Source organism: Meiothermus cerbereus DSM 11376, assembly GCF_000620065.1.
In the GTDB taxonomy this organism is placed as follows: Bacteria; Deinococcota; Deinococci; order Deinococcales; family Thermaceae; genus Meiothermus; species Meiothermus cerbereus.
Window position 1 is genome coordinate 24,279 of record NZ_JHVI01000024.1, and the last position, 24,354, is coordinate 48,632.

General features: G+C 62.9%; 27 protein-coding genes. 25 read left to right on the forward strand and 2 right to left on the reverse strand.

Annotation, left to right across the window (positions count from 1 at the left end; genetic code table 11):
- Positions 1-7 precede the first annotated feature (7 nt).
- The 25 genes from Q355_RS15720 to Q355_RS0109985 all read left to right on the forward strand — a co-directional run bounded on the left by Q355_RS15720 (position 8) and on the right by Q355_RS0109985 (position 22,564).
- Positions 8-460 carry a gp436 family protein gene (locus Q355_RS15720; protein ID WP_051529382.1) on the forward strand — a complete coding sequence of 151 codons (453 nt, stop codon included), beginning with the start codon at positions 8-10 and terminating at the stop codon, positions 458-460.
- Positions 460-942, forward strand: a complete 483-nt coding sequence (locus tag Q355_RS0109865) for a phage virion morphogenesis protein (RefSeq protein ID WP_036259193.1) — start codon at positions 460-462, stop codon at positions 940-942. Before Q355_RS15720 ends, Q355_RS0109865 begins: the two co-directional genes overlap by 1 nt.
- A complete protein-coding gene (locus Q355_RS0109870; protein WP_027877652.1) occupies positions 935-1,447 on the forward strand; it encodes a hypothetical protein in 513 nt (170 codons plus the stop codon). Before Q355_RS0109865 ends, Q355_RS0109870 begins: the two co-directional genes overlap by 8 nt.
- Complete coding sequence (locus tag Q355_RS15725; RefSeq protein ID WP_036259196.1) at positions 1,437-1,637, forward strand: hypothetical protein; 201 nt, start codon at positions 1,437-1,439, stop codon at positions 1,635-1,637. The genes Q355_RS0109870 and Q355_RS15725 overlap by 11 nt, the downstream gene beginning before the upstream one ends.
- Positions 1,634-3,043, forward strand: a complete 1,410-nt coding sequence (locus tag Q355_RS0109880; RefSeq protein WP_027877653.1) for a DUF2586 family protein — start codon at positions 1,634-1,636, stop codon at positions 3,041-3,043. Before Q355_RS15725 ends, Q355_RS0109880 begins: the two co-directional genes overlap by 4 nt.
- Positions 3,044-3,053: 10 nt before the next feature.
- Positions 3,054-3,494, forward strand: coding sequence for a hypothetical protein (locus tag Q355_RS0109885; RefSeq protein ID WP_027877654.1), 441 nt, complete (start codon positions 3,054-3,056; stop codon positions 3,492-3,494).
- Between the two features lie 5 nt (positions 3,495-3,499).
- Positions 3,500-3,766 (forward strand): DUF6848 family protein, encoded by a 267-nt coding sequence (locus Q355_RS0109890; protein ID WP_027877655.1) that lies wholly within the window; start codon positions 3,500-3,502, stop codon positions 3,764-3,766.
- A gap of 1,309 nt (positions 3,767-5,075) precedes the next feature.
- Complete coding sequence (gene mraZ, locus Q355_RS0109900; RefSeq protein ID WP_027877656.1) at positions 5,076-5,510, forward strand: division/cell wall cluster transcriptional repressor MraZ; 435 nt, start codon at positions 5,076-5,078, stop codon at positions 5,508-5,510.
- Between the two features lie 66 nt (positions 5,511-5,576).
- Positions 5,577-6,428, forward strand: a complete 852-nt coding sequence (gene rsmH / locus Q355_RS0109905) for a 16S rRNA (cytosine(1402)-N(4))-methyltransferase RsmH (protein WP_027877657.1) — start codon at positions 5,577-5,579, stop codon at positions 6,426-6,428.
- Positions 6,425-6,700 (forward strand): hypothetical protein, encoded by a 276-nt coding sequence (locus Q355_RS0109910; protein ID WP_027877658.1) that lies wholly within the window; start codon positions 6,425-6,427, stop codon positions 6,698-6,700. Before rsmH ends, Q355_RS0109910 begins: the two co-directional genes overlap by 4 nt.
- Complete coding sequence (locus Q355_RS0109915) at positions 6,697-8,115, forward strand: peptidoglycan D,D-transpeptidase FtsI family protein (RefSeq protein WP_027877659.1); 1,419 nt, start codon at positions 6,697-6,699, stop codon at positions 8,113-8,115. Before Q355_RS0109910 ends, Q355_RS0109915 begins: the two co-directional genes overlap by 4 nt.
- A 38-nt stretch (positions 8,116-8,153) precedes the next feature.
- The gene (locus Q355_RS0109920; RefSeq protein ID WP_027877660.1) at positions 8,154-9,440 is read left to right on the forward strand and encodes a UDP-N-acetylmuramoyl-tripeptide--D-alanyl-D-alanine ligase; all 1,287 of its coding nucleotides are present in this window, start codon (positions 8,154-8,156) and stop codon (positions 9,438-9,440) included.
- Entirely contained in the window at positions 9,437-10,222 is a 786-nt protein-coding gene (locus Q355_RS0109925) for a hypothetical protein (protein ID WP_027877661.1), read from the forward strand. The genes Q355_RS0109920 and Q355_RS0109925 overlap by 4 nt, the downstream gene beginning before the upstream one ends.
- A complete protein-coding gene (locus Q355_RS0109930; protein WP_027877662.1) occupies positions 10,219-11,088 on the forward strand; it encodes a phospho-N-acetylmuramoyl-pentapeptide-transferase in 870 nt (289 codons plus the stop codon). Before Q355_RS0109925 ends, Q355_RS0109930 begins: the two co-directional genes overlap by 4 nt.
- Complete coding sequence (murD, locus tag Q355_RS0109935; RefSeq protein WP_027877663.1) at positions 11,085-12,359, forward strand: UDP-N-acetylmuramoyl-L-alanine--D-glutamate ligase; 1,275 nt, start codon at positions 11,085-11,087, stop codon at positions 12,357-12,359. Before Q355_RS0109930 ends, murD begins: the two co-directional genes overlap by 4 nt.
- Positions 12,352-13,464, forward strand: a complete 1,113-nt coding sequence (locus tag Q355_RS0109940) for an FtsW/RodA/SpoVE family cell cycle protein (protein WP_027877664.1) — start codon at positions 12,352-12,354, stop codon at positions 13,462-13,464. The genes murD and Q355_RS0109940 overlap by 8 nt, the downstream gene beginning before the upstream one ends.
- Positions 13,465-13,510: 46 nt before the next feature.
- The gene (locus Q355_RS0109945; RefSeq protein ID WP_027877665.1) at positions 13,511-14,545 is read left to right on the forward strand and encodes a UDP-N-acetylglucosamine--N-acetylmuramyl-(pentapeptide) pyrophosphoryl-undecaprenol N-acetylglucosamine transferase; all 1,035 of its coding nucleotides are present in this window, start codon (positions 13,511-13,513) and stop codon (positions 14,543-14,545) included.
- On the forward strand, positions 14,542-15,915 hold the full coding sequence (murC, locus tag Q355_RS0109950) for a UDP-N-acetylmuramate--L-alanine ligase (protein ID WP_027877666.1): 1,374 nt from the start codon (positions 14,542-14,544) through the stop codon (positions 15,913-15,915). The genes Q355_RS0109945 and murC overlap by 4 nt, the downstream gene beginning before the upstream one ends.
- Positions 15,916-15,940: 25 nt before the next feature.
- Positions 15,941-16,774: a UDP-N-acetylmuramate dehydrogenase gene (locus Q355_RS0109955; RefSeq protein ID WP_027877667.1), complete on the forward strand. Its 834-nt coding sequence runs from the start codon at positions 15,941-15,943 to the stop codon at positions 16,772-16,774.
- Between the two features lie 82 nt (positions 16,775-16,856).
- Positions 16,857-17,486, forward strand: coding sequence for an FtsQ-type POTRA domain-containing protein (locus tag Q355_RS0109960; RefSeq protein WP_027877668.1), 630 nt, complete (start codon positions 16,857-16,859; stop codon positions 17,484-17,486).
- On the forward strand, positions 17,483-18,760 hold the full coding sequence (gene ftsA, locus Q355_RS0109965) for a cell division protein FtsA (protein WP_027877669.1): 1,278 nt from the start codon (positions 17,483-17,485) through the stop codon (positions 18,758-18,760). Before Q355_RS0109960 ends, ftsA begins: the two co-directional genes overlap by 4 nt.
- A gap of 54 nt (positions 18,761-18,814) precedes the next feature.
- Positions 18,815-19,879: a cell division protein FtsZ gene (gene ftsZ / locus Q355_RS0109970; protein WP_027877670.1), complete on the forward strand. Its 1,065-nt coding sequence runs from the start codon at positions 18,815-18,817 to the stop codon at positions 19,877-19,879.
- 89 nt (positions 19,880-19,968) lie between these two features.
- Positions 19,969-20,457 carry a crossover junction endodeoxyribonuclease RuvC gene (gene ruvC, locus Q355_RS0109975; protein ID WP_027877671.1) on the forward strand — a complete coding sequence of 163 codons (489 nt, stop codon included), beginning with the start codon at positions 19,969-19,971 and terminating at the stop codon, positions 20,455-20,457.
- Between the two features lie 170 nt (positions 20,458-20,627).
- Positions 20,628-22,004: a TetR family transcriptional regulator gene (locus tag Q355_RS0109980; protein ID WP_245597548.1), complete on the forward strand. Its 1,377-nt coding sequence runs from the start codon at positions 20,628-20,630 to the stop codon at positions 22,002-22,004.
- Between the two features lie 8 nt (positions 22,005-22,012).
- Positions 22,013-22,564 (forward strand): hypothetical protein, encoded by a 552-nt coding sequence (locus tag Q355_RS0109985; protein WP_027877673.1) that lies wholly within the window; start codon positions 22,013-22,015, stop codon positions 22,562-22,564.
- Positions 22,565-22,677: 113 nt separating this feature from the next.
- Here Q355_RS0109985 and Q355_RS0109990 read toward each other — a convergent pair whose 3' ends face one another.
- Positions 22,678-23,094, reverse strand: coding sequence for a YbaN family protein (locus Q355_RS0109990; protein ID WP_027877674.1), 417 nt, complete (start codon positions 23,092-23,094; stop codon positions 22,678-22,680).
- A 132-nt stretch (positions 23,095-23,226) separates the two neighbouring features.
- Entirely contained in the window at positions 23,227-24,192 is a 966-nt protein-coding gene (locus Q355_RS0109995) for an iron ABC transporter substrate-binding protein (RefSeq protein WP_036259200.1), read from the reverse strand.
- Positions 24,193-24,354: the final 162 nt, after the last annotated feature.

Sequence of the window (24,354 nt, forward strand, 5' to 3'; positions counted from 1 at the left end):
TTAGACCATGTTCACCATCGCGGATGTAAGGGCCAACCTGGCGGAGGATGTGCTGATCTATCTCGTAGACGACGAGAATGAGAAGGCTATCACCCCCGCCGCAGAGGCCCGCATCCAGGAGGACATCCGCAAGGCAGTGGCCGAGGTCAACTCCTATGTAGCTCAGCGCTACACCCTGCCCCTGCCCGAGATTCCAGATGTTCTGCGCGACAAGGCGATGGATGTGGTCAAGTACAAGCTCTTTTCCCGCCGGGGCATCCGACCCGGTACAGCCGACGAGACCATCCGCCAGAACTACGAGGATGCCCTGCGCTGGCTGCGCGACCTGGCCCTGGGCAAAACCAGCCTGACCTTCAGCGGCAACAGCGGCTCCGATGGGCCTGCGGTGCCCCAGGGGGTACTGCCTCGCATACGCGCGGCCAGGCGAGTGTTTTCCCGCGAGAAGCTGGAGGACTTCTGATGGGCGTGCGGATCGTGGGGGATGTGACCAGGCTCAACCGGGCGCTGCGCAAACTGGCCGCTACCCGGCTGGATCGCGTGGCGGCCAGTGTGGGGGAGGTTCTGGTCTCCTCCACCATCCAGCGCTTCAACGAGCAAAAGGGCCCCGATGGGCGGCCCTGGGAGCCCCTGGCCGCGGCCACCGTGGCCCCGCGCAAAAAGGACTTCAAGAAGTCCGGTGGGTTGCGAAAGCAGGCGCTGGAGCGAATGGAGAAGCGAAAAATCCTGATTCAATCGGGCCGCCTGCGCAACTCCATCACCGCCAGGCGGGACGGAACCAGGGTGGCGGTGGGCACCAACCTGGTCTACGCCGCCATCCACCAGTTTGGCGGGCTGGCGGGACGCGGGCGCGGGGTGCGCATCCCGGCCCGGCCCTACCTGGGCATATCGAGGGCGGATGAGGCCGAGATCGAGCGCATCCTGAAGGAGGCCCTGGGTGGTTAGCCTGGTTCGCCAGCACCTGACCCGCGGCCTGGTCTCCACCGGGCTGCCGGAGCGGTATATCCGTCAGGAACAGCGAAACCGGGGGGAGGCCTATCCCACCGATCTATCGGCCTGGCTCTACCCGCTGCAGGGCGAGCTAAACCGGGCCGGCAAACGGCTGTCGGTAGAGCAGGCCCCTGTGCGCTCCCGCCGCTGGCTGTGGCTCGGCGAGGCCAACATGCGCTGTGAGCTATATGCCCGCAACGAGCCGGAGCTGAACCAGATTCTCCAGGGCTTTCTGACCTGGCTGTTCGATCACACCCTGGTGGACAGCGCGGGGGTGCGCTTCAAGGTTCCAGCGGAGCGCATTCGCTTTAGCTATCAGGATGAGGAGGGGGTGCTCATTGCCCAGAACGGCATCCGGCTCGAGATCCCGGTCGAAATCGGCATCTACCGCGACAACGCCTGGACCCCGATCACGGTCGAGATCGAGCGCGAAATTGAAGGAGGCGCAAGTGGCGAGTGAGAAGGATAAAGAACCGCTGGAGCTGCCCACGGTGGAGGAGCTGGCAGCTCGGCACGGCGTGGAGGCCTGGGCCCTGGCCGGTGTGCGGGTGCGCGAGCGCTGGCCCATCGGGTTTCGGGTCAAAGAAGAGGTGTTTTTGAAGGCGGTGGAGCGCTTTTTGAAAGGCCCCACCGATGGAGGAAGTAGATGAGCCTGCCGGGTGTTTATCCGATTATTCAGGATGGCGGCCTGGGCGTAGTGGCCCCGTCCGGGGATGGGGCTCGGGTGGTGGTGGGGGTTTCCAGCGCAGGGCCCCTCAACCAGGTGATTGGCCTTTCCGACCTGGGCGCGGTGCCCTCCACCCTGGGCACGGGCCCGCTGGCGCGGGCGGTGGCCGACCAGCTCGCCTATGGCGGGGGCCAGGTCTACGCGGTGCGGGCCAGCGCGGATGTGGCCGGCACCGTGACCCCCGACGCGGGCAACCCCGCCAGCCCTGCGGTCACCGTCACGGGCAGCCCGCTGGATGCCTACGATTTACAGGTGCGGATCACCCGCGCCGGGGCGCTGGGCACATCGGCCTTCGTGTACAGCCTGGACGGGGGCGACAGCCTCAGCCTGGAGATCGCCACCGCGGCCACCTACGTCATCCCCGGCACCGGCCTGACCCTCAACTTCGCGGCGGGCAGCTACGTGCTGGGCGATGTTTACAAGTTTGCGGTGACAGCGCCCAGGTGTAGCGTATCGGCGGCCCAGACCGCCATCCGGGCCGCGCTCGGCTCGGCCCTGCTCTACGAGTACATCCAGCTGGCCCAGCCCAGCGACGCCGCCATGTGGGCGGCCCTGGATGCGCTGGCCCTGGAGGCGGAAAACCAATTCCGTTACATCTACTTCGTGGCCGAAACCGTTCCTCCGGGCAGCGATGCAGATGCCTGGGTCAACGCCCGGCTGACGGAAAAGGCCAGCTTCGCCTCCAAGCATTTGCAGATCGTGGCCGCCTGGGGCGAGGTGGTGGATACCCTGAGCGGTCGCCTCGAGGTGCAGAGTCTGGCCTCGCGGATCGCTGCCCGCAGCAGCCGCAACCCCGTGCACATCAAAACCTCCTGGGTGCAGCAGGGCCCCCTGGCGGGCTTGGTGGTGCCCGCGCCCTTCACCACGGGCCAGTACGGCAAGGCCACCAGCTTCAACAATGCGCACGCCCTGGCCCTGGACAACGCTGGCTTCACCACCATCTATAAGTTGATTGGCCGGGACGGCTGGTTCGTGGTGGAGGACCGCATGGCCGCCGCCCCCACCAGCGACTACAAGATCGTGCCCAACCGGCGGGTGATGAACAAGGCCACCACCCAGGTGCGCCAGGCCCTGCTCGATTTCGTGCAGCAGGGGGTGGACCCGCTCGATCTCAATGCCTCCCTGGCTACCCTGGTGGCCCGCGCCAATACCCCCTTGCGCATCATGCAGAGCAAGGGCGAGATCGTGCGGGGCCGGGTCATCATTCCCCCCGGCCAGGACATCCTGGCCAGCTCATCCCTGCGGGTGCAGGTGCGCATCGTCCCGCTGGGCTATCTGCGGGAGATCACCCTGGACATCGGCTTCGAGAACCCCTTTCTGGCGGCCTAGGAGGTGATCCATGATTAACGGCAGATACTACGACTGGGAACACATCACCCTCAACCTGAAGGGCCGCACCCTGGTGGATGTGAAGTCCATCAGTTACGGCGACGAGCGAGGGGCCGAAAAGGTGTACGGCAAGGGATTGCGCCCGCGCGGATACCGCCTGAAGCGCTACAGCGGCAAGGATGGGCAGGTCGTGCTGCTGCGGGAGGAGTACGACCGCATGCTGGAGGATTCCGAAATCCAGCAGAAGGGCCTGTACAACATCGACCCCTTCGAGATCGTGGTCAGCTACGACAAGGGGGATGGGAACCCCAAGACCGATGTCTTGCAGGACTGCATCTTTACCGAGCGCAGCTTCGACAACATCGAAGAAGATGGCGACGAACTGACCGTTACCCTGAGCTTCCAGTACCTGAGCCTGAAGTCCAACGACCAGGACGCCCTGGTGGAGTGAGATAAATGGCCGACAAATCCAACGCCTATCACGTTTTTGAGACCCCGGAGGGCAGGAAGTTTGCCTTCCAGAAACCCACCACCGCCCAGATCGACGCCCTGGTGGCCCGCACCCGCAAAAGCCCCACCCAGGCCACCGCGTTTTTCACCCTGGCCATCATCGAGCCCGCGCAGCGGGCCGAGTGGGAGGCCCTGCTTTCCGACAAGCCGGGCTATGCCACCGAGGTGGTCGAGGCCGTCATGGAGAAGCTGGGTTTTCCGATCAGGGGCTGATCGTAGATGAGGCCCCGAGTCCCCTCGAGCAGTACGCCGCCCTGGTCGAATACTGGTTGCACCAGCCGGCCAGCCAGGACATAGACGAGCTGCGCAGCCAGGTGCGCCGGGCGCTGTGGCTCGAGAAGCGCTACCTCAAACCCCCACCCTGACCCGGGTGGGGGTCAAATCTTAATCTTTTTCTCTCATAATTGCCCTTTATCGTATTAGAATCTCATGATAGTTTTGGCCTATTTATGAGTGCAGTTATTTCACTGTGGCTTTGGTTACTTTTACGCAACATGTTTCACGCCTGGATGCTTTTGTTATCGCAAAAACAGCAACTTTTTGATGTTTCACCCACTCCGCCAATGTAGCATTGCTCACTTTTGGCGGAGTGGAAAATTATGTTTCACGATTTTTATTTGTTGCACACAGGTTTTTTAGCTTATTTTTGTATGTTTCACCCACTCCGTCATGGCGGAGTGGCGTTTTAAGTAAGAAGGTTATAACTTTTTAGGCTGCTGGACGTTGTTTTTTCCACTCCGCCATTTGGTTTTATTTGACTTAGTCTATTTTGGCGGAGTGGCTTTATGAGAGATTTGTTTGACTTAGTACAAAATGGCGGAGTGGCTAGCACTACATTATATACTTAGTACACGCAATGCTATTTTATTTATTTTTGCCACATTTATCGCATTATTCTAGTGTGTTGAGCTGCTTCATTGGATTTTTTATTTTTGTATTAGTGACTCTCATTTATGTTTTTTGCTAAATTTATTGTACTCATTGTTTTCATAATACCCACATAGTGAAAAATAGCGCGTTTCGTTTTGACATTTAGCGTGGCGCAAAATGGGCGTTAGTGACATTTAGCGTGGCGCGCCCCAGTTTTCAGGCGCTTCCACCTCGATCTCACGTTTTTGCAGTTCCATACGGCATTTTTCCGCCTCATTCCGCTTCATTCCGGCTCTTCCACTGGTGACATTTAGCGTGGCGCATAACAAAGGCCGGCCCAAGTATTAAGACGGGGCCTCGAGGGTTCTTTTTGGGCGGCAGAAGCGGATACCCGGCGCCGGGTGTGATGGCGTTTTTATCGTCTTACACGATGTTTTCACGCCCACACCCGGGGCCTTCGGGGGTGGGGTGGATTTGGTGGGAAACCCGCCCAATTTGAACCCCGAAGGTGGGAAAAAGTGGGAGTCAGGTGGGAGATAGTGGTAAAAAGTGGGGATTGCGTGGTACATTACGGTTCAGAACAGCACCTCCGGTGGGAAACGCTCGTGGCGAGACGAGCCCTAAAAACCGAATCTGCACAGGAGAACACGAGATGCCCTTCGGTGAACACCAGTATAGCCTCGATGACAAAGGTAGGGTTGTGATTCCGCAGCCCTTCCGCTCGTTTATCGAGGATGGGGTGGTGATTACCCGGGGCCTCGAGGGCTGCCTCTACATGTACCCCCTGCTGGCCTGGAGCAACATCGAGCGACAGCTGCAAAACGTACCGCTGATTGATCGGGACGCGCAGGAGCTGGTGCGCTTTTTGTATTCAGGAGCCCACAAAACCCAGATGGACAGCGCTTCACGGGTAACCATTCCCCCGCCCCTGCGCAAGTTTGCCGGCCTCGAGGATACCAACGAGGCCGTTGTGGTCGGCGCCCCTACCCGCCTCGAGCTCTGGAGCGAGAGCCGCTGGTGGGCCACCATCACCAAGTTTGTCGAAAACCCCACCACCCCCGAGGCTCTGCGCGGCCTGATTGGATGAAGCATGTATGCGCGCCATCACCTGTATTTCTCAACCCAGCCCGCCTCGCGGCCGGGAGGGCAAAGCATGAACCACACCCCGGTGCTCTACCAGGAAGCCCTGGACTGGCTGGCGATCCGGCCCGGTGGGGTCTATGTGGATGCTACCCTGGGCGGAGCAGGCCACACCCGGGGCATCCTCGAGCGGGGGGGCAGGGTGGTCGCTTTCGACCAGGATCCAGAGGCCATCGCGCGGGCCAAAGCGCTGGGCCTGCCCAACCTAACCCTGGTCGAGGCCAACTTTAGCGAACTCCTGCCCCAACTGCAAAAGCTAGGTATCGGCCAGGTGGACGGCATCCTGGCCGATCTGGGGGTGTCCAGCTTCCATTTCGACGACCCCCAGCGCGGCTTTAGCTACCAGCTCGAGGGCCCGCTGGACATGCGTATGGGCTCGGGCGACCTGACCGCCGCCGAGGTAGTCAATAGCTATAGCGAGGAGGAAATTGCCGACATTCTTTTCAAATACGGTGAAGAGCCGCGTGCGCGCCGCATCGCCCGCTTCATTGTAGAGAACCGCCCCTTCACCTCCACCACCCAACTGGCCGAGGTCATCCGCCGGGCCACAGGTTTTCGGGAAGCCGGCCACCCGGCCCGCAAAAGCTTCCAGGCCCTGCGGATTTATGTCAACGATGAACTAGGCGCCCTGGAGCAGCTTTTGCGGAGCGCCGAAGCGGTGCTGAGGAAGGGTGGAAGGCTGGTAATCATCAGCTTTCACTCGCTGGAGGACCGTCTGGTCAAGCATTTCTTGCGGGAATCCGCAGTCCTGCAACCCCTTACCAAGAAACCCATTGTGCCTTCCGAGACCGAACAGCGCGAAAACCCTCGAGCCCGAAGTGCCAAGATGCGCGTAGCCGAGCGCGTAGATGGAGGCAAAGCATGAAAACGGTATTGCGATGGGGCCTGGTGTATTTACTGCTACTAACAGGACTCACCGCCCTGGGGCACTACAACCAGCAGCTAAACACCCGGCTGGCGGCCCTCCAGGCCAACGAAAGCGACCTAAGGCAAAAAGAAACCCGGCTGCTGCTACAGCGCTATCAGCTTACGGCCCCCCTGGCCTTGCGAACCTGGGCCGAGGCCAACGGCTACATTCCCATGAGCCTGGGCCGCTGGGTTAATCCAGCCCAGGAAACCGAAAGGAGCACCCCTTGAACCGTCTGGGAACCCACGAACAGGCCACCCTGAGCCGGGGCTGGGTGGTGCTGCTGGCCCTGCTGGCCTTTGCGCTGGCCCTGGGGTATGGCTTTTATGTCCTTTGGCACAACGCCCCCAGCCTGCCTTTACGCCCCCCCACCCGAACCGAAGCACCCCCCGTGCGAGGCAGCCTGGAAGCAGCCGATGGCACCCCCCTGGCCCTGAGCACCCCCCACGACACCCGCCTGTACCCGTTGGGGCCTTCGGCGGCCCAGCTCATTGGCTTTGGCGAGCGCAGCAGCGGCAAGGGGCTCTCGGGCCTCGAGCTCGACCTGGAAAAACTGCTCTCCTTGGGCCAGAGCCTGCGTCTGACGATAGACCCCCAGGTACAGGCCATCGCCGAGCAGGCTTTGTGGCATGGCCTCGAGGTTGCCAAAGCCGACTGGGGCACGGTGGTGGTCATGGAAAGCAAAACCGGTCGACTCCTGGCGGTAGCCAACGGCCCTGCCTTCGACCCCACCGCCCCGCGGCGCAACCTCCAGCAGGATGTTTCCTGGCGCAATCATGCCTTCGCTTATGCCCTGGAACCTGGCTCGACCATCAAGCCCCTTACGGCGGCAGTGCTGCTGGAAGAAAACGTAGCCCGGCTGGAGACCAAGGTTTATGCCCCCATGAGTCGGCGCATTGCCGGCTGGACCATCAACGACGTGGTCAAACACCCCGAGACCCTCACCCTGAGCGAGGTACTCAAGTACTCCTCCAATGTGGGCATCACCACCCTGGCCGAGCGCATACCACGCGAAACCTTGTTCAACTACTTCAAGAAGCTGCACTTCATGGACGAAGCCCCCATGCCGCCGCTGTCCTATCAGCCGCAGATTGGCGTACGGGTAGCCGCCCCCCAGGTACGCCCCCTTCACCGCTGGGGGCCTGCCGAGTACGCCAATGCGAGCTTTGGGCAGGGCTTCCTGATTACCCCGCTGCATCTGGCAGCGGCCTACAACACCCTGGCCAACGACGGAGTCTACCGCCAGCCCATTTTGTTCGAGGGCAACACCTCACAAAGCGCGGAAGTGTTCAGGCCCCAGGTGGCACGTGAGATTCGCAAGGCCCTTACCGATGGCGCTGCCGAAAACGCCAAGCTGCCGGGCTATGTGCTGGGGGGCAAGACCGGCACCGCCCAGGTGGTGGTGGATGGGCGCTACAGCAGCAGCGTGTACGCGGCCTTGTTCGCTGGTTTCATCCCATCCAACACCCCACGCGTGACGGTGGTGGTCACACTATTTCACCCCAAAGGCAGCCGCATCCACGGCTCCCAGGTGGCCGCCCCCATCTACCGCGCTATTGCGGCCCGGCTTTTTGCCCTGTGGGGCGTTCCCCCACGACCACAGTTGGAGCCCTCAGCGAAGAAGGGTAAACTGGTTCAGCGATGAGTGTCTTGTGTAAGTTGGGGAAAACACTCAAATAACCTATGGAGCATAACGGCCTCAAGGAACTTCGACCCGAATGGGTAGCCAGCCTTACGGGCGGGCAGGTGCACCAGGGCACCTCCGTAGCCCACGATTTGCACTGGGACTCCCGCCAGGTTGGGCCTGGGGTGGCTTTTTTTGCCCTACCGGGGGCCCAGACCCACGGGCGTGAGTTTGGCCTGCAGGCTTTGCAAGCCGGGGCTGCTTTTGTGGTCAGCGACCTGGCCCACCCCGGCGCGGTGCAGGTAACAAGGCCCGAGCGGGCCTTGCTGGCGGTGGGGCGGGCCCTGCGCGAGCAGTTTGCCGGCACGGTGCTGGCTGTGGGTGGCAGCTCCGGCAAAACCACCACCAAGGAGTGCCTGGCCCAGGGCCTGGCCTGGCCAGCCCCCGAGGGCAACCTCAACAACGCACCCGGCCTGACCCGGTTCTTTTTCCACCTGCACCAAGCCGAAGGCTGTGTGGTGGAGCTGGGCATAGACCGCTTGCTGGAAATGGCCGAGCTCACCTATCTGGCCCGGCCCGATATGGCCGTGCTCACCAGCCTGGGGGTGGAGCACCTGGAGGGGCTGGGGAACCTGGAGAACGTCATCCGGGAGGAAAGCTGGCTGCTGCAGGTCAGCCCCATCCGGCTGGCCAGCGTGCAGGCCGCCCAATTGCTGAACCTGCCCGGCCTGAAAACCTACGGTATTGGCACGGGGGACTTCCGCGCCGAGGGGGTGGAGATGCGTCTCGAGGCTACCCGCTTCCGCTTCGAGGGGCACACCGTAGCCCTCCCCTACCCTGGGGTGGGGCCGGTGCTGGGGGCGCTGGCCACGCTGGCCGCTGCTTGCCTCTTGGGGAAGCCCCTCCCAGAAGTCATCGAGCGCCTGGCTGAACTCAAACTGCCCCCAGGCCGGATGCAGCGCCTGCGGCTGGGGGCAGTGGACTTCATCCACGATGCCTACAACGCCAACCCCCTTTCGCTCTTGGCCGGGATGGCGTTCCTGCAAACCTTGCCAGGCCGAAAATGGCTGGTGTTGGGGCGCATGGCCGAGCTGGGCCAGGAGGCCCTGAAGTACCACCTCGAGGCCGCCCGACTGGCCGCGGACACGGGTTCAAACCTGGTCTTCGTGGGCCCTTTTGCTAAGCAACAGGCCGCCGAGGTGGGTGGTATAGCAGTAGAGACCATCGAGGAGGCCGCGGCCTATCTGGCACAGGTGGTAGCCCCCGGCGACCTGGTCTACCTGAAGGCTTCGCGTAGCGTGGGCCTCGAGCGCCTGCTAGAGCTCTGGCCTAAGGAGGGGGCATGAGGGTGGGGTTGGTGGCCTGCGGGATATGGCTGGCGGCCTGCGCCCCCCAGTCCCAGACTCCGGCTACCAGCGGGCCCATCCTGATTGAAGGCGGGGTGGTCGAAGGGCGTGTGGTGCAGGGGGTGGGGCTGCAACTGGCCCTGCCCAGCCCCACCCCCTGGGTGTCCCGCAACGGCCCCACCCTCCTGGCCGCCTACCCCTTCCAGCTTCTGGTCTACCAGAACGGCTTTATCCAGGACAGCCTGCCCCTTCCGGGGGTTCCCACCTTTGTGCGGGCCAAGCCCCTGCCGCTGGTGGGCCTGGAAGACCGGCTTTTTGTGCCGGAGCGGGGAACGCTCGCTTTCAAAGCCAAAGATGCGCTCAACACCAAAGCAGGGGTCTACTGGCTGGCCGAGGAAGGGCTTTACCTCGAGCGCCGCCTGCTGGCCGAAGGGCGCTTTGGCTTTTTGGCTGCGAATGAGCGCTACGTGTATGCCTTTGCGCGCGAAGCCTTGCGCCTGCCCGACAACCTGCGGGTTCCCCTGCCCGCTGGGGTGCGGGCCGCGGTGGTGCTGGACGAGCTTTATGTGCTCACCCCCGAGGGCCTGTACCGCCTGAGCCTGGAGGGCTTGCGCCTGGGCTTCAGGGCTGGCTCGTACAGTGGCCTCGAGACCGACGGAGCCTACCTCTATACCCTCGAGGGAAGCCGCTTGCTTACCTTGCGGCTCAATCTGGAGCTGGCCCAGCCAGGGGGGCTCGAGGTCTGGGTCAGGCCTTCTACCCAGGGCCGGGAGGTGCCATGAACTCGCTCGCTGCCGCTTTGCTCCTGAGCTGGTTCCTGGTGGGGCTTTGGATTACCCTGATGCAGTCCTTGCGGCTTGGCAAACAGGTTCGGGCCGACGGGCCACAAAGCCACCTGAGCAAGATGGGCACCCCCAGCATGGGCGGGGTGGCCTTTTTGCTGGCCGCCGCGGTGGTGTACGGGCTCTCGGGTGGCGACCGCTGGGCGGGGCTTTGGCTCCTGGTGCTGGGCATGGCCCTGCTGGGCCTGGCCGACGACCTGGCCGGCTCCCTGCGCCGCCCCCTAAGGGCCCGCGAGAAGCTGGTGGTGCAGGTGCTGATGAGCCTGATTTTTGCCCTCTGGGCCGCCCGTCAGGTGCAGTACACCCCCTATCCGGTGCTGGACGTGCTGCTGTACACGCTGGTGGTGATAGCGGCCTGCAACGCCTTCAACTTCACCGACGGGGTGGATGGCCTGCTGGCCAGCATAACTGCGGTGATGCTGCTGCCCTTTGTGGGCCTGCCCACCGCCCAGACTATGGTGGGGGCCTTGCTGGGCTTCCTGTGGCACAACGCCCCCAAGGCCACGGTGTTTATGGGCGATACCGGCAGCATGGCCCTGGGCGCGCTTATCGCCGGGCTTTTTATCCTGGAGGGTAAGCTCTGGTGGCTCCCGCTGGTGGCCCTGATTCCGGTGCTGGAGGTGCTCTCGGTGATTATCCAGGTGAGCTACTTCCGCCGCACCGGCAAGCGCTTCTTCCGCATGAGCCCGCTGCACCACCACTTCGAGCTTTCGGGCTGGTCCGAGGGCAAGGTGGTGTTTCGCTTTGTGGTGGTTACTGCGCTGTGCACGGCCCTGGCGGTGCACCTGTGGGGAGGCCCGGCGTGAAACGGCTGGTCTACGGGCTGGGGCGCAGCGGCCTGGGGGTGCTGGCCTACCTGCAACGACACGGCCTGAGAGCTGCTTTCTACGACGACAAGCTCAAGCCCGAGGAAGCCAAACAGGCCCTGGCGCTGGGGTTCGAGCTCGAACCCAACCCCACCCCCGGCCACTACCAGCAGGTTGTTGCCGCCCCCGGCGTCCCCCTGCAGCACCCCAGGCTACAGGCCCTGCGCCAGGGCGGGGCCGAGGTCATTGGCGAGGCCGAGCTGGTCTACCGGTACTCCCAAACCCCCCTCATCGGCATCACCGGCACCGCTGGCAAAACCAGCTGCACCCTGTTCACCGGACACTTCCTGCGGGCTTTAGGTTTTCGGGCGCTCGAGGGCGGCAACATCGATCCCCCGCTGGCCAGTGTGGTGGATGAGGCCGAGGTGGTGGCGGTGGAGATGAGCAGCTTCCAGCTCGAGCGCACCGTTCACTTTCGCCCCCGGGTCGCGGTGTTGCTGCTGCTGGGCGTGGACCACCTCGACCGACACGGAAGCCTGGAAAGCTACCATGCTGCCAAGCTCAACCTCATCAAGAACCTGACCTCCCAGGATGCTCTGGTCTACAACGCCCAAGATCCAAAAATCCTGGCGGGCATCGCGCATAGTCCGGCCCGGCGCTACCCCTTCCAGCCCGCCACCGACCCCCGCGAAACCAACCTCAACGCTGCCCTGCAGGCGGCCCTGGCCTACGCCCACATCGTCGAGCGGGAGCAGCCTGGCCGGGCCTGGGCAGTTGAACCCAGCCAAAAAGCGCTGGAACCCTTCCGCACCTCGGCCCCCCGGCCCGAGGCCCGCTATGAGGTTTTCGCCCGCATGGGCAGCCTGCACTTCATTGACGACTCCATCGCCACCCGCCTCGATGCCGTGCGGGCAGCCCTGGAAGCAGCCCCCGCTCCGGTAGCCTGGATACTGGGCGGGGTGGACAAAGGTGCGCCGGTGGAGGAGCTGCTGGAAGTGGTGGAGCGCAAGGTTCAGCTCATTCTGGCCGTGGGCCAGGATGGCCCCCGTATGGCCGCGCCTTTCAGCGAGCGGGTGCAGGTGGTGGAAATCAGCGAACCCGACGGGCGCCAGGCCCTGCGCCAAGCCGTGCTCGAGGCCCGCCAGCGGCTTTCCTCCGGCAGCGTGCTGCTGGCCCCACTCGCCACCTCCTTCGATCAGTTCAGGGATTACAAAGAACGCTCCAAGGTATTCAGGGAAGTGGTGCTGGAATTGGGAGGAACCCGTGGATAGCATTTTGTTGCTGGCCCAGCTCTTGCTTTTTGCCCTTTCGGCCCTGGGGGTAGCCACCTCCGACTGGATGCGGGCGGCCCCAGAGCAACACAGTCTGGAAAACTTGCGCAACATGGCTTTTTCACTGGTTCTGATGTTGCTGGTTTCGCGTCTGCGCCCCCACTGGGCCCTCTGGGCGGCTCGGCCCATTTTTCTGCTCTCGATAGGGCTCTTGCTGGCCAACCTGGCCATAGGCTTTGGGCCGGGTAGCGAAAAACGCTTTATCGATCTGCCCTTTACCTCGTTCAACATCCAGGCCTCAGAGCTGGCTAAGCTGGCCGTGGTGCTTTACCTGGCAGCCTTTTTTCACAACAAACCCACCGACTACCCCATCCTCGGCCCCATTGTGGCCATTAGCCTGGCCGCCGGCCTGATTATCGCCTCACCCGACCTGGACACAGGCCTGTTTGTGCTGCTTTTGTCAGGCTTTTTGCTGGTGGTAATTGGGGTTCCCTGGCGCCGCTTGCTGGCCATTGGGCTGACCGCCTGGATTCTGGCCCTCTCGGTCTCGGGGTTGTACCTCAACCGCTTCGAAAAAGTACGTGAGCGCTACGAGGGCTGGAGTACCTACATCAGTGGGCGGGTAAATGAGCTGAGCCCAGAGGTTATCCGGGGGCCCCTGTACCAAATTACCCAGGCCCACAAAATCATCGTCAATGCGGGGCCGTTTGGGCAGGGGGTGGGCGCGCGCATGCCCAACCTGCCCGAGTCCCACAACGACTTCATCCTGGCCTCCATCATCTGGTCAGGAGGCTGGCTGGCAGGCTTTATGGTCTTGCTGGCCTGGTGGCTCATTCTGGCCCGGGGGCTGCAAATTGCCGCCAATCTAGCAGGCGCCTACAGTGTGCTGGCCCTGGGTCTGACCCTGTATTTGGTGCTGCAAGCTGCCCTCAACATCGCTGCCGTTATTGGCACCATTCCCATTGGCGGCTCACCCCTGCCCATGGTAAGCATGGGCGGCAACTCGATGTTGATGGCCGGTGTGGCCATGGGGCTTTTACAGGCCCTCTCGAGGGAAGCCTTTGCCCGACCAAGCGAAGTCCCCAGCCAGGAGGCCCGCTCATGAGCACGGCCTGGAAATTCGAGGCATGCCCACTCACCCAAGGAGGCCTATGCTGGTCGTAACCGGAGGCGGCACCGGCGGCCACCTGTATCCAGGGCTGGCGGCAGCCCGGGCCCTTATAGCAGCCGGCCAGCCAGTGACCTACGTGGGGGCCCTGGGCGGCCTGGAGGAGCGGGTGCTGCCCGAAAGTGGCCTGCCCTACCGAATCATTCCGGCAGGCAAGCTCTCGCGCGAGGCCTTGCGGCCCGCAGAAGGGGTCAAGGTCGTGCGGGGCCTGCTCGCGGCGCGGCAGGTGGTGCGCGAGCTAGAACCCAGGGCTGTTCTCAGCATGGGCGGCTACGCTGGTTTTCCGGTGGCTTTTGTGGCCGCTTTGCTCGGCATCCCCGTGGTTATTCATGAGCAAAACGCCAAACTAGGCCTGGCCAATCGCATCCTGGCCCGCTGGGCCAGGCGGGTGGCCCTGGCCACCCCCATCACGCTGCCGCCCCACCTGGCCGCCAAGGCCCAGGTGGTGGGCTACCCAGTACGGGAAGAAAAGCTTCCCCAGGCCGAAGCCCGCCTCGCTTTGGGGCTGGATCCGCAGCGTCCCACCCTGCTGGTTCTGGGCGGAAGCCAGGGCAGCAAGGAACTCAACGAGCAGCTGCCCCACAGGCTTTACCCCCTGCTGGACGAATGGCAGGTGCTGCACCAGTGTGGGGTGCGCTGGGAGGCCGCACTCAGGCCGCTCCAAAGGCCCCACTACCATCTGCGCGGCTACCTGGACAGCGTGCTGGCCTGGAGTGCTGCCGACCTGGCCATCACCCGGGGCGGCGCCGGCACTATGTCCGAGGCCGCCTACCACCGGGTTCCGGTGCTGGGCGTTCCTCTGCCAAAGAGCCTGGACAGCGGCGCCCAGTGGGCCAATGTGGGCTTTTACGCCAAACAGGGCGCGGCCCGGCGGCTGGAGTCCTGGAACGACTTCGAGGCCGAGCTAAGGGCCCTGCTCGACCCCTCCACGCGGGCGCAAATCCGCGATAGACTTGGTAGGTTGTCGCCGGCTGGTGCAGCCCAGCGACTGGCGCAAATGGTGCTGGAGGCAGCGTGAAGCATTATCACCTAATGGGCATTGGGGGGATTAGCATGAGCGGGCTGGCCCGCATCCTGCGCAAGGACGGGCACATCGTTAGCGGCTGCGACAGCCAGCTATCCGACCTTACCCGTGCGCTCGAGCGCGAGGGCATCCGGGTTTTCCAGGGCCACAGCCCCGCCCACCTCGAGGGCGTGGACGTGCTGGTGGCCTCCACCGCCATCAAAGACAGTGAACCGGAGCTGGCTACCGCCCATACCCTGGGCCTTCCGGTCTGGCGGCGAATTCAGGTGGTGGCCGAGATTTTGCGCGGGGGCTACAGCCTGGGCGTCACCGGCTCCCACGGCAAAACCAGCACCACCTCCATGCTGGCCAGCATCTTCATCGCAGCCCAAACCGACCCCACCGTGCTGCTGGGGGCCGAGCTGGGCCTGATTGGCGGCAGCGCCAAGGTGGGCCAGGGACCTTACCGCATCGCCGAGGTAGACGAGTCCGACCCCCTGTTCCGCTTTTTAGAGCTGGATGTGGCGGTGGTCACCAACCTCGAGTCCGACCACGTCTCGCCCGACGGGCAGGCCCGCCCCAACTACCACGCATCCTTCGAGGCCCTGCAAGATGCCGTGCGTTCCTTTGCGGGCCGGGCCAGGCACGTCGTCTACAACGGTGAACCCGGCTGGCGCTTGTTGGATGGGCTCACCCAGGGCCGTCCCCGCAGCAGCTTTGGGCTCCTGCAAGGCGACTGCCATGCGGCCAGGATGGCCCTCGAGCCCTTCGGCAGCCACTTCGAGCTGGTCTGGCAGGGCCAGACTTTGGGCCCGGTGCGCCTGCAAGTTCCTGGCGAACACAACATTGTCAACGCCCTGGCCGCCGCAGCCGCGGCGCTGGTGGCGGGGGTTCCATTCGAAGCCATTCAGCAAGGCCTCTACCAGTACACCGGGGCCAGCCGCCGCTTCGAGAAGGTGGGCGAGCTCAACGGGGCCCTGATTGTGGATGACTACGCCCACAACGCCACCAAGCTGTGGGCGCTGCTCAGGGCAGCAAAAAACACCGGCCTGCGGGTGCGGGCGGTCTTCCAGCCCCACCGCTACGGCCGCAGTGAGCAGGAGTGGCCGCAGTATGCCCAGGCCCTGGAGCAGGCCGACGAAGCCCTGATCCTGGATGTCTACGCCGCCGGAGAAACCCCCCTGCGCCTCACCAGCGCCCAGATTGCAGGCCGGATTGTAGAGCACCTGCGCTCCAGCGGGCGCGCGGCCCACTACGATAGCTGGGACAACATCCTCAGCTACCTGCGGCAAACCGCCGCCCCCGGCGACTTAATCCTGACCATCGGGGCGGGGAGCGTCTACCGGCTGGGCCGCCTGCTGGCGGCGCATAAGGAGGCGGTATGAGCGGGGCCCAAGAGGAGGTGAAAGCGTGAAGATAGCCCGTCTGCCACTGGCCCGGCTCACCACCATCGGGGTAGGGGGCGAGGCCGAGGTCTGGACGGTGGAAACCCTGGCCGACCTCAAAGCGGCCACCCAGGCCCCCTACCGGGTGCTGGGCAACGGCTCCAACCTCTTGGTCTCGGATGCGGGCGTACCGGAGCGGGTCATCCGGCTGGCCGGCGAGTTTGCCCGGTGGAACCCGAACCTTTCGGGCTGGATTGGCGCGGGGGCCTTGCTGCCGAGCCTGCTGCAGGCCTCGGCGCGGCTGGGCCTGAGTGGCCTCGAGGGCCTGTACGGGATTCCCGCCCAGGTGGGGGGTGCGGTGAAGATGAACGCCGGCACCCGCTTTGGCGAGATGGCCGATTCGCTCGAGCTGGTCGAGCTTTACCACGATGGCCGCCTGGAGCAGTACCGGCCCGAAGAGCTGGGCTTCAGCTACCGGCATTCCGAGCTGCCCCAGGGCAGCGTCGTCACCAGGGTTAAGCTGCGGCTTACCCCCGCTGGGGTGGAGGCCGTGCGGGCCAAAATCGCGCTGGTAGACGCTGCCCGCAAGGGCCAGCCCAAAAAGAAAAGCGCGGGTTGCGCCTTCAAGAACCCCCCCGGCGAGGCTGCCGGGCGCCTGATTGACGCCCAAGGCCTCAAAGGCCTCACTGTGGGCCGGGCCATGATTAGCCACGAACACGGCAACTTCCTGGTTAACCTGGGCGGGGCCACCGCCGCCGAGATGTATACCCTCATCCGCAAGGTGCAGGCGCTGCTGCCGCTTGAGGTAGAGTGGGAGATCTGGGGCGAGATCGCGCCCTTGGCGGAGGTCAGCAGATGAGCAGGCGCACACAGGCACAAATCCAGATGCCCCCGACGCGGGCCCGCGGGGAAGCGCCCCCCTGTCCTGAAAGGGGGTGGGCATGATTCGGATCATGCTGGTGTCCTTGCTGCTGGCCACGCTGGGGGTGGGTTCGTATGTGGTGCTGCCCATCGAGGAGGTCGAGGTGGTGGGCCACAAGCAGCTTTCTAAAGACCAGGTGCAGCAGATAACCGGCCTCAAACCGGGACAGCCGTGGCTTTGGGCCTGGCCTTCCCGGCTGGAGCCCTTGCTTAAAAACCCCTGGGTGGTTTCGGCCACGCTCGAGCGCCCCGCGCCGGGCCGTCTTCGGATCGTGCTGCAAGAGCGCAGTTCCCTGGCCAACATCCTCATCAGGCAAAAACGCTTTGGGCTGAGTGGGGATGGCGTCCTGTTGCCCGATGCACCCCCCCAGACCCCGCTGCTTGAGGGAAAGGGCGAAATTCCTATTGCCGATCTGCTGCTCCTGGTGCAAGCTTTTCCTGAGGCAAAACGCATCCGCTACGATGTGGGAGGTTATCAGGTCTTGAGCGAAAACCTTAATGTTTGGGGCAAAAGCGCCAAAGAGTTGCAAGATTGGGCCAAAGCCCGCAGAATAGGCAAAAGTGACGCAAGCCGAGTTCTTGCGCACCCCGCCGTTGGGTCAGCCGACCGTATATATGTGTATTCTTGGGGGGTGAGTGCTCGCCGATGATTCTCGTAGGTTTAGACGTTGGAACCACAAAAGTGACCGCAGTCATCGGTGAACTGTCCTCGGATGGCGTCCTGGACATTATTGGGGAGGGCACTGTGCCTTCCCAGGGGCTAAGGCGTGGGGTGGTTACCAACCTCGAGCGTACCACTGAGTCCATCCGCCAGGCCATTTTCCAGGCCGAACGGGTCGCCGGGGTAAAGGCCGAGCAGGTCTGGGTGGGTGTGGCCGGGGCCCACGTCCGCAGCGTAACCAGCCACGGCCTGGCCGCCATCCGGCGGGGCCAGCAGATTACCGCTACCGATGTCGAACGGGCCATCGAACAGGCCAAAGCCTACCCCTTCGAGGGCGACTATGAGCTAATTCATGCCCTCCCGCTGGAGTTCCGGGTGGACGGCCAGGAGGGTATCCGCGACCCCATCGGCATGGCCGGGGTACGCCTGGAGGTAGACGTTCACCTGGTGGCCGGAAGCAAAGGCCCCCTGACCAACCTGCGCAAAGCCGTCGAGGATGCCGGTCTGGAGCTGCAGGGCATGGTACTTCAGGCCTATGCCTCGGGGCTGGCGGTGCTCTCGCCCGATGAGCTGTCCATGACCGTGATGCTGGTGGATATCGGTGGGGGCACCACCGATGTGGCCGTCTTCCGGCAGGGTCGGCTGGCCCACTCGGCGGTTATCCCGCTGGGGGGCGACCACGTCTCGCAGGACATCGCCAAGCTACTGCAAATTCCGGTGGAGGAGGCCGAGCGGGTGGCCAAAAAGTACGGCGCAGCCCTGCCCGAGCTGGCCGACCCCGAGCTGGTGCTCGAGGTCAGCCAGGAAGGTTCCGCCCAGATCTCCTACCAGGCCCCCGACCTGGCCCGCATCATCCGTCCGCGCCTGCGCGAAATTCTGCACCTGGCCCGCCAGAGCGTAGACGAGGCCCTGGGGCCTTTGGAAATAACCGTGGGCAAGGTCATCGTAACCGGCGGCACCAGTATGGTGCGCGGCCTGGAGGAGCTGGCCCGCAAGCAGTTCAACCTGCCGGTGCGGCTGGGCAAGCCCATTGGCGTGCAGGGCCTTACCGATGTGGTGGCCTCCCCCACCCACGCCACCGCGGTGGGCCTGGTTCGCCATGCGGCCAACCTGGCTACCCAGTCGCCTGTAGCCCGCAGCCACCGACCCAGCCGCAGCAAAGCCAGCCAGGCCAGCAAACCCCTAATTAACACCGAAGGCGCGGCCAACGCCGCTAGCGGCCTCTGGGAGCGGCTCAAAGGCATGTTCAAGAACTTCTTTTAGGCGTTTGGAGTATTGCTGTTGCTGCAGTAATCTAGAGCAACACCAGGAGAGCGTATGGGTGACGTACAGATTAAAGTTATCGGCCTTGGCGGTGCAGGCAACAATGCGGTCAATCGCATGATCGAGTCGGGTCTTACCGGCGTTGAGTTTATTGCGGCCAACACCGACGCACAGGTTTTGGCCACCAGCCTGGCCGAGGTACGCATCCAGTTGGGCGACAAGCTCACACGGGGCCTGGGCGCAGGGGCCAATCCCGAAATCGGCGAGAAAGCAGCCCAGGAAGCCGAAGAGCTGGTAAGTGAGTACCTCGAGGGCGCCGATATGGTCTTCATCACCGCCGGTATGGGCGGTGGAACCGGTACCGGTAGCGCGCCGGTGGTGGCGCAGATTGCCAAGAATCTGGGCGCCCTCACGGTCGGGGTGGTCACCCGCCCCTTCTCCTGGGAGGGCCCCCGCCGCCTGCGGGCCGCCGAGGAGGGCATCAAGCGCCTGCGCGAACAGGTCGACGCCATGGTGGTCATCTCCAACGACCGCTTGCTCAATGCCCTTGACAAAAAGGTCTCGGCCAAGGACGCTTTCATGATTGCCGACCGGGTGCTCTACCACGGGGTAAAAGGCATCACCGACGTCATTAACCTACCCGGCCAGATCAACCTCGACTTCGCCGACGTGCGCACCCTGCTTACCGGGGCCGGCCAGGTCTTGATGGGCATCGGCGCAGGTCGGGGCGAGAACAAGGTGCAAGAAGCCGCCCTGTCGGCCATCCAGAGCCCCCTGCTCGACCGCTCGGTAGACGGCGCCCGCAAGCTGCTTATCAACGTGGTGGGCGACGAGGACATCTCGCTACTGGAAGCCAGCAGTGTGGTGGAGCAGATTCGCGAGGCCACCGGTATGGAAGACGTGGACGTGCTGTATGGCCTCACCTACGACAACCGGGCCCAGGACGAGATGCGGGTTATCCTGATTGCAGCGGGGTTTAATGAAAGCGCCGTAGTTGCCAAACCGGGTGGCCGCCCCCTGATGGACTTCCCCACCAGCAACGTGGACATGGGTAACTTCGATATTCCTGCCTTCATCCGCTACGGTGACGGAGACTACCCCCCCAAAAGGGGCAACTAGTACTGGAGAGCCCCTTGGCCCTGAACCGCGCCCCACCCAGCCTGCAAACCCAGCCCCCCAGCACCCGTGAGCGCTAATCTGCGAGCAAGATGGTTGTCCTAGGCATCGACCCCGGCATCACCAACCTGGGCCTGGGCGTGGTGGAACAGGTGGGCAAGCAGGCCCGGCTGCTCCATGCCGAAGTGGTCAAGACCGCCCACGGCGAACCAGCCCCGGCGCGGGTAGGTAAGCTGTACCGCGCGGTTTACCAGGCCGCTGCCACGTACCGACCGCAGGCCATGGCAGTAGAGGAGCAATTTTTCTACCGGCAGAACGAGCTGGCCTACAAGGTGGGTTGGGCCATGGGGGCGGTCTTTCTGGTCGCCGACCAGCTCGCCATTCCGGTCTATGGCTATGGGCCCCCCAAGGTCAAGCAGGCCCTGGTAGGCACCGGCCAGGCCGACAAAGATCAGGTGGCCTACATGGTTCGGGCCATCCTGGGCCTGAAAACCCTTCCAAGACCCACGCACCTAGCCGATGCCCTGGCCATTGCCCTTACGCACTGCTTTTATCAGCTTGTCCCAGGCAGGCCTGCCTGATCGCAGTTTTTGCCGGCGATGCGGTAGCGCATATCATCCCCACCCGAAGCTTTCCGTTTAACGCCGGTCAAAACCGATAAAACCACCACACAACAGCCCGACCACCGGGCCTGTCTGGTGTGGCGAATAAACAAGGTTTGCAGATGCCTGGCCCTACAATAGGTGTTGCTATGAGTCGTTTAGCTGGCGTCATGGTTTTTGTTTTGATGTGTGGATTTTCCTTGGCCCAAGGTGTGCGCAGCCTGGGGATGGCCGGTCTGGTTTTACCCGGCCCCGAGGCCGCGAACCTGAACCCCGCCTACGCCGCCTACCCAGCAGGCCTGTATGGCAGCGAGCGGGGCCTGAGGCTGCCGGTGGGTTTGCTGGGCCTGGTGCTGCGTCCCGAAAGCAACCCCTTACCGGCCTTGAATGGCCTTTCCAACCTCACCAATGAGAACAGCCCCTTTGACCTGCTTACCTTCTACGACCAGTTCACCCACCTGAACGAGCTTCTGATCAACCCTGCTTCCTCGAGGGCCTTCATCAACCCCAGTACGGGCTACCCCGAAATTCAAATTAACGTTGACGCAAACGGCATCCAGATCACCGATTACCAGGGCAACCCCATACCGCTTGATCTGGGGCTGGGGACTACGGCCGGCGTAGCCACCAGCAAAGCCCTCACGCCCACCCCACTGCTGCGGATACCTTTGACGCTGGACAACAACCTTTTCTTTGATCTTGGTGTATTTGCCGGGGGCTTTGGGCTGGGTCTCTCACCCAACGAAAGCCTGCGCCAGGCCCTGCAAAGCGGTCAGCTACAACCCAACACCGAGTATGCCGTGGTGCTTAACACCAGCGCCCAGGCCGGCATCAGCGTGGGCTTTGGTTATGCCACCCGGCTGCCTGATCTGCCCATCCCCGACCTTGGTTCAGCCAGGCTGTTTGTGGGCAGCCGGGGCGAAGCCTTTTATGGGCTGGCCTACCTCGAGGGCAACCTGAGCGTAGGCCTCCAGACCGACAGCCAGGGGCAGTTCGACCCCGACCAACCACCGGTTTACCGCGGCACGGCGTTTTACACCATTCCCGGCAGCGGCAACGGCTTTGGGGTGCGGGCCGATCTGGGGGTGGTGATGGAAGCCCAGGGCATCACGGTTGGGCTGGGCATCCGCAACGCGCTGGGCTTTGCCCGCTGGAGCGGTACCGAGTTGCGCTGGAACGGTTCCAGCAGCCCCACCTCCTCGCAGGGCGAGCGGAGCAGCTTTGGCTTTGTGCCGGCGTTTTTCCTAAACGCAGCCACCCAGGTACCCCTCGAGGTCGGCACTTTGCTGCTCGGGGGTGACCTTGGCTACGAGACCAGCCTGTATGGCCGGGTTGGCGGCGAGTACAGCTTTGGGCCAGCCCGTCTGCGTGCTGGCCTGGGCTTCGACAACGGCCTTCGTTTTGGGCTGGGCGCTGGCTTCGTAGGGCCCGGCTTCAGCCTCGATGCCGCCCTCACCACCCACCGCGCACCGATCGTGGGCAACACCGTGTTTGGCATTGCGGTGAGCCTTGGACTGAACTTTTGAGGTGAAGTATGCCTAGACTTGCCTTTATCACGCTCCTTATACTCCTGGCTGGCTGTAGCGCCAGCACCCGCTACACCATCAACGTTAACGTGCTTAGCTTTATCCCACAAAGCCAGCGCAGCCTGAACATTCCCACCGGCTACTACCTGGTGGTATATCCTGGCCTCGAGGGCCAGCTGGTTCCACTGCCCCTGAGCCTGGATATCCTCGAGGGCGGCCAGATCACCATTCAAGGCACCGTAACCAACACCGGCAGTATTCTCATGAGCGGAAACTACGAGATCAGGCTGGCCCCAGAAAGCGATACCAACCTTGGCGACAACTCCGGTGGGGATGTGGGCCTGGGCAGGATCAGCTTCAATGTGGCTGCCGGACAGAGCGAACCCATTACCACCACCGTAAATTTAAGCGCCACAGAGAACAGCGCCGCCTTCAACATCATCAAGTCCGGCTCTTTCCGCATTGCCATTCGGGTCGAAGCCAACAGCAACGGCGGGCGTTTCGTTCTCACCACTGCACGTGTAAAGGTTACGGGGCGGCCTTTTGCCATCATCAAGTAGCAAGGCAGTAGAAAAGCGCTGGGGGTTAGCACCCCCAGCACCGTTTTAACCCGATCCCAACGATATTCCTTATCAAAAAGCCGGATACGCGTTGTCCGGAAACCGAAAAAAGCCTACCGCGCCTCGGCCTGGCGGCTTGCGAGCACAAGCTCCTTGGTAGGAATTCGGCTGTGAATAAACCAAAACCCCACCAGCCCCACCAGCAGCACCAGCACCTTAACCCAGAACACTGGGATAAAGAAGATAGCACTGGTTAGGGCAAAAAAACTCAGCGTGCACAGGGCAAAAATCTTGGCCCGGCGCGACATGCCAAGGCCGTTGCGGTAGTCTCGCACGATGGGCCCCACCTTGGGCAGGTTGAGGATCCAATTAAGAAAACGCTGGCTGCTTCTGGAGAAGAAGTAGGCGGCCAGAATAAAAAATACCGTAGAGGGCATGCCGGGCACCACCGCGCCGACGAAGCCCAGTCCGGCAAAGAAAAACCCAAGGGAAAGCCACAGCGGCCGTAAGGGATTGATGGGCGACTTCATAGCTGCCAGATATTATGCCAAAAAACCGTAAGGATAAATGTACCCGGCATCCCCCGTACCGCTCTTGCACCCGAAAAATCAGCCAGCCGATGCTTTTGCCACCGACTGGCTGTTGCTACCTTTGGTGCAGCTTTACAGCAACCCCGCCTCGCGCAGCAACTTGAGCGCGGTATCGAGGGGAAGCTTCTCGAAGTCGACCTTGGGGCTTTTGGCTACTGCTTGGTTGACGGGCAGCAGGTTCGATCCGAGCACAACGCCTTTGACTACGGGGTATTCGATAACCTCGCTAGCAAAGAACTGCTGCCCCTTAGGGGAGAGCAGCCACAGCAAAAAGCGGTTGGCCGCCGCTGGGTTTTTGTTGGTCTTCAAGATGCCTGCGCCTGTTACCAGGGCCAACCCACCCACATCGCCATCGGCAAAATAGTAGGTGCCAATTTGCTGACCAGTCCGTACAAAGCGCTGAATATAGTAGTGGTTGGTTGAGCCCAGGTCGATCTCACCGGCGCGTATGGCCTCCATCATGGCGGGGTTGGAGGCATACGACTTGGGCTCGAGGGCCTTCATCTCGGACAGCCACTGCCGGGTACGAGCCTCACCATACTGCGCCACCATGGCTGCGATCATGTCCTGAAAGCTGCTGTAGGTGGGCGTCCAGCCAATGCGCCCCCTGTACTGGGTCAGCCGGGGCAGATCCATAATGCTTTTAGGCAGGTCTTCTGGCTTGACCCGGCCAGGGTTGTAAGCCAGAACCCGCAAGCGAATGGTGAGGGGCACCCATTGGCGGCTGGCCGGCACAAAGTAGCTGGGAATGCGGGTAATAGAATCCCCCAGACGAAGGAAGAGCCCTCGTTCGGAGGCCACTCCAAGGGCACCCGCGGTGTTGGCCCAGAAGATATCGGCTGGGCTACGCCGCCCCTCCTCCTGCAGCGCGGCCAGAATCTCGGCATCGCGCCCATAGCGCACGTTTACCTTGATACCGGTCTCGGCTTCGAACTGTTTAACCAATGGCTCAACGAGCCCCTGCCCACGGCCCGAGTAGATGGTAAGGCTTTGCTGCTGGGCCTGGGCCAGCCCCAGCAGGGCCAGCAGAGCAATCATCAGAATGGGGTATCGCTTCACGTTGTTCCTCCTGTAGTCACTGTTCAAGCCGCGTTAGGCTCGCTGGAAAGTCTATTGGAGGTCATACATAATGTCAAGTATTCCAGTCGGATTTATTTAGTATTGGTAATAGGAGCCATTCGCAGCAACCTGCTACACAGG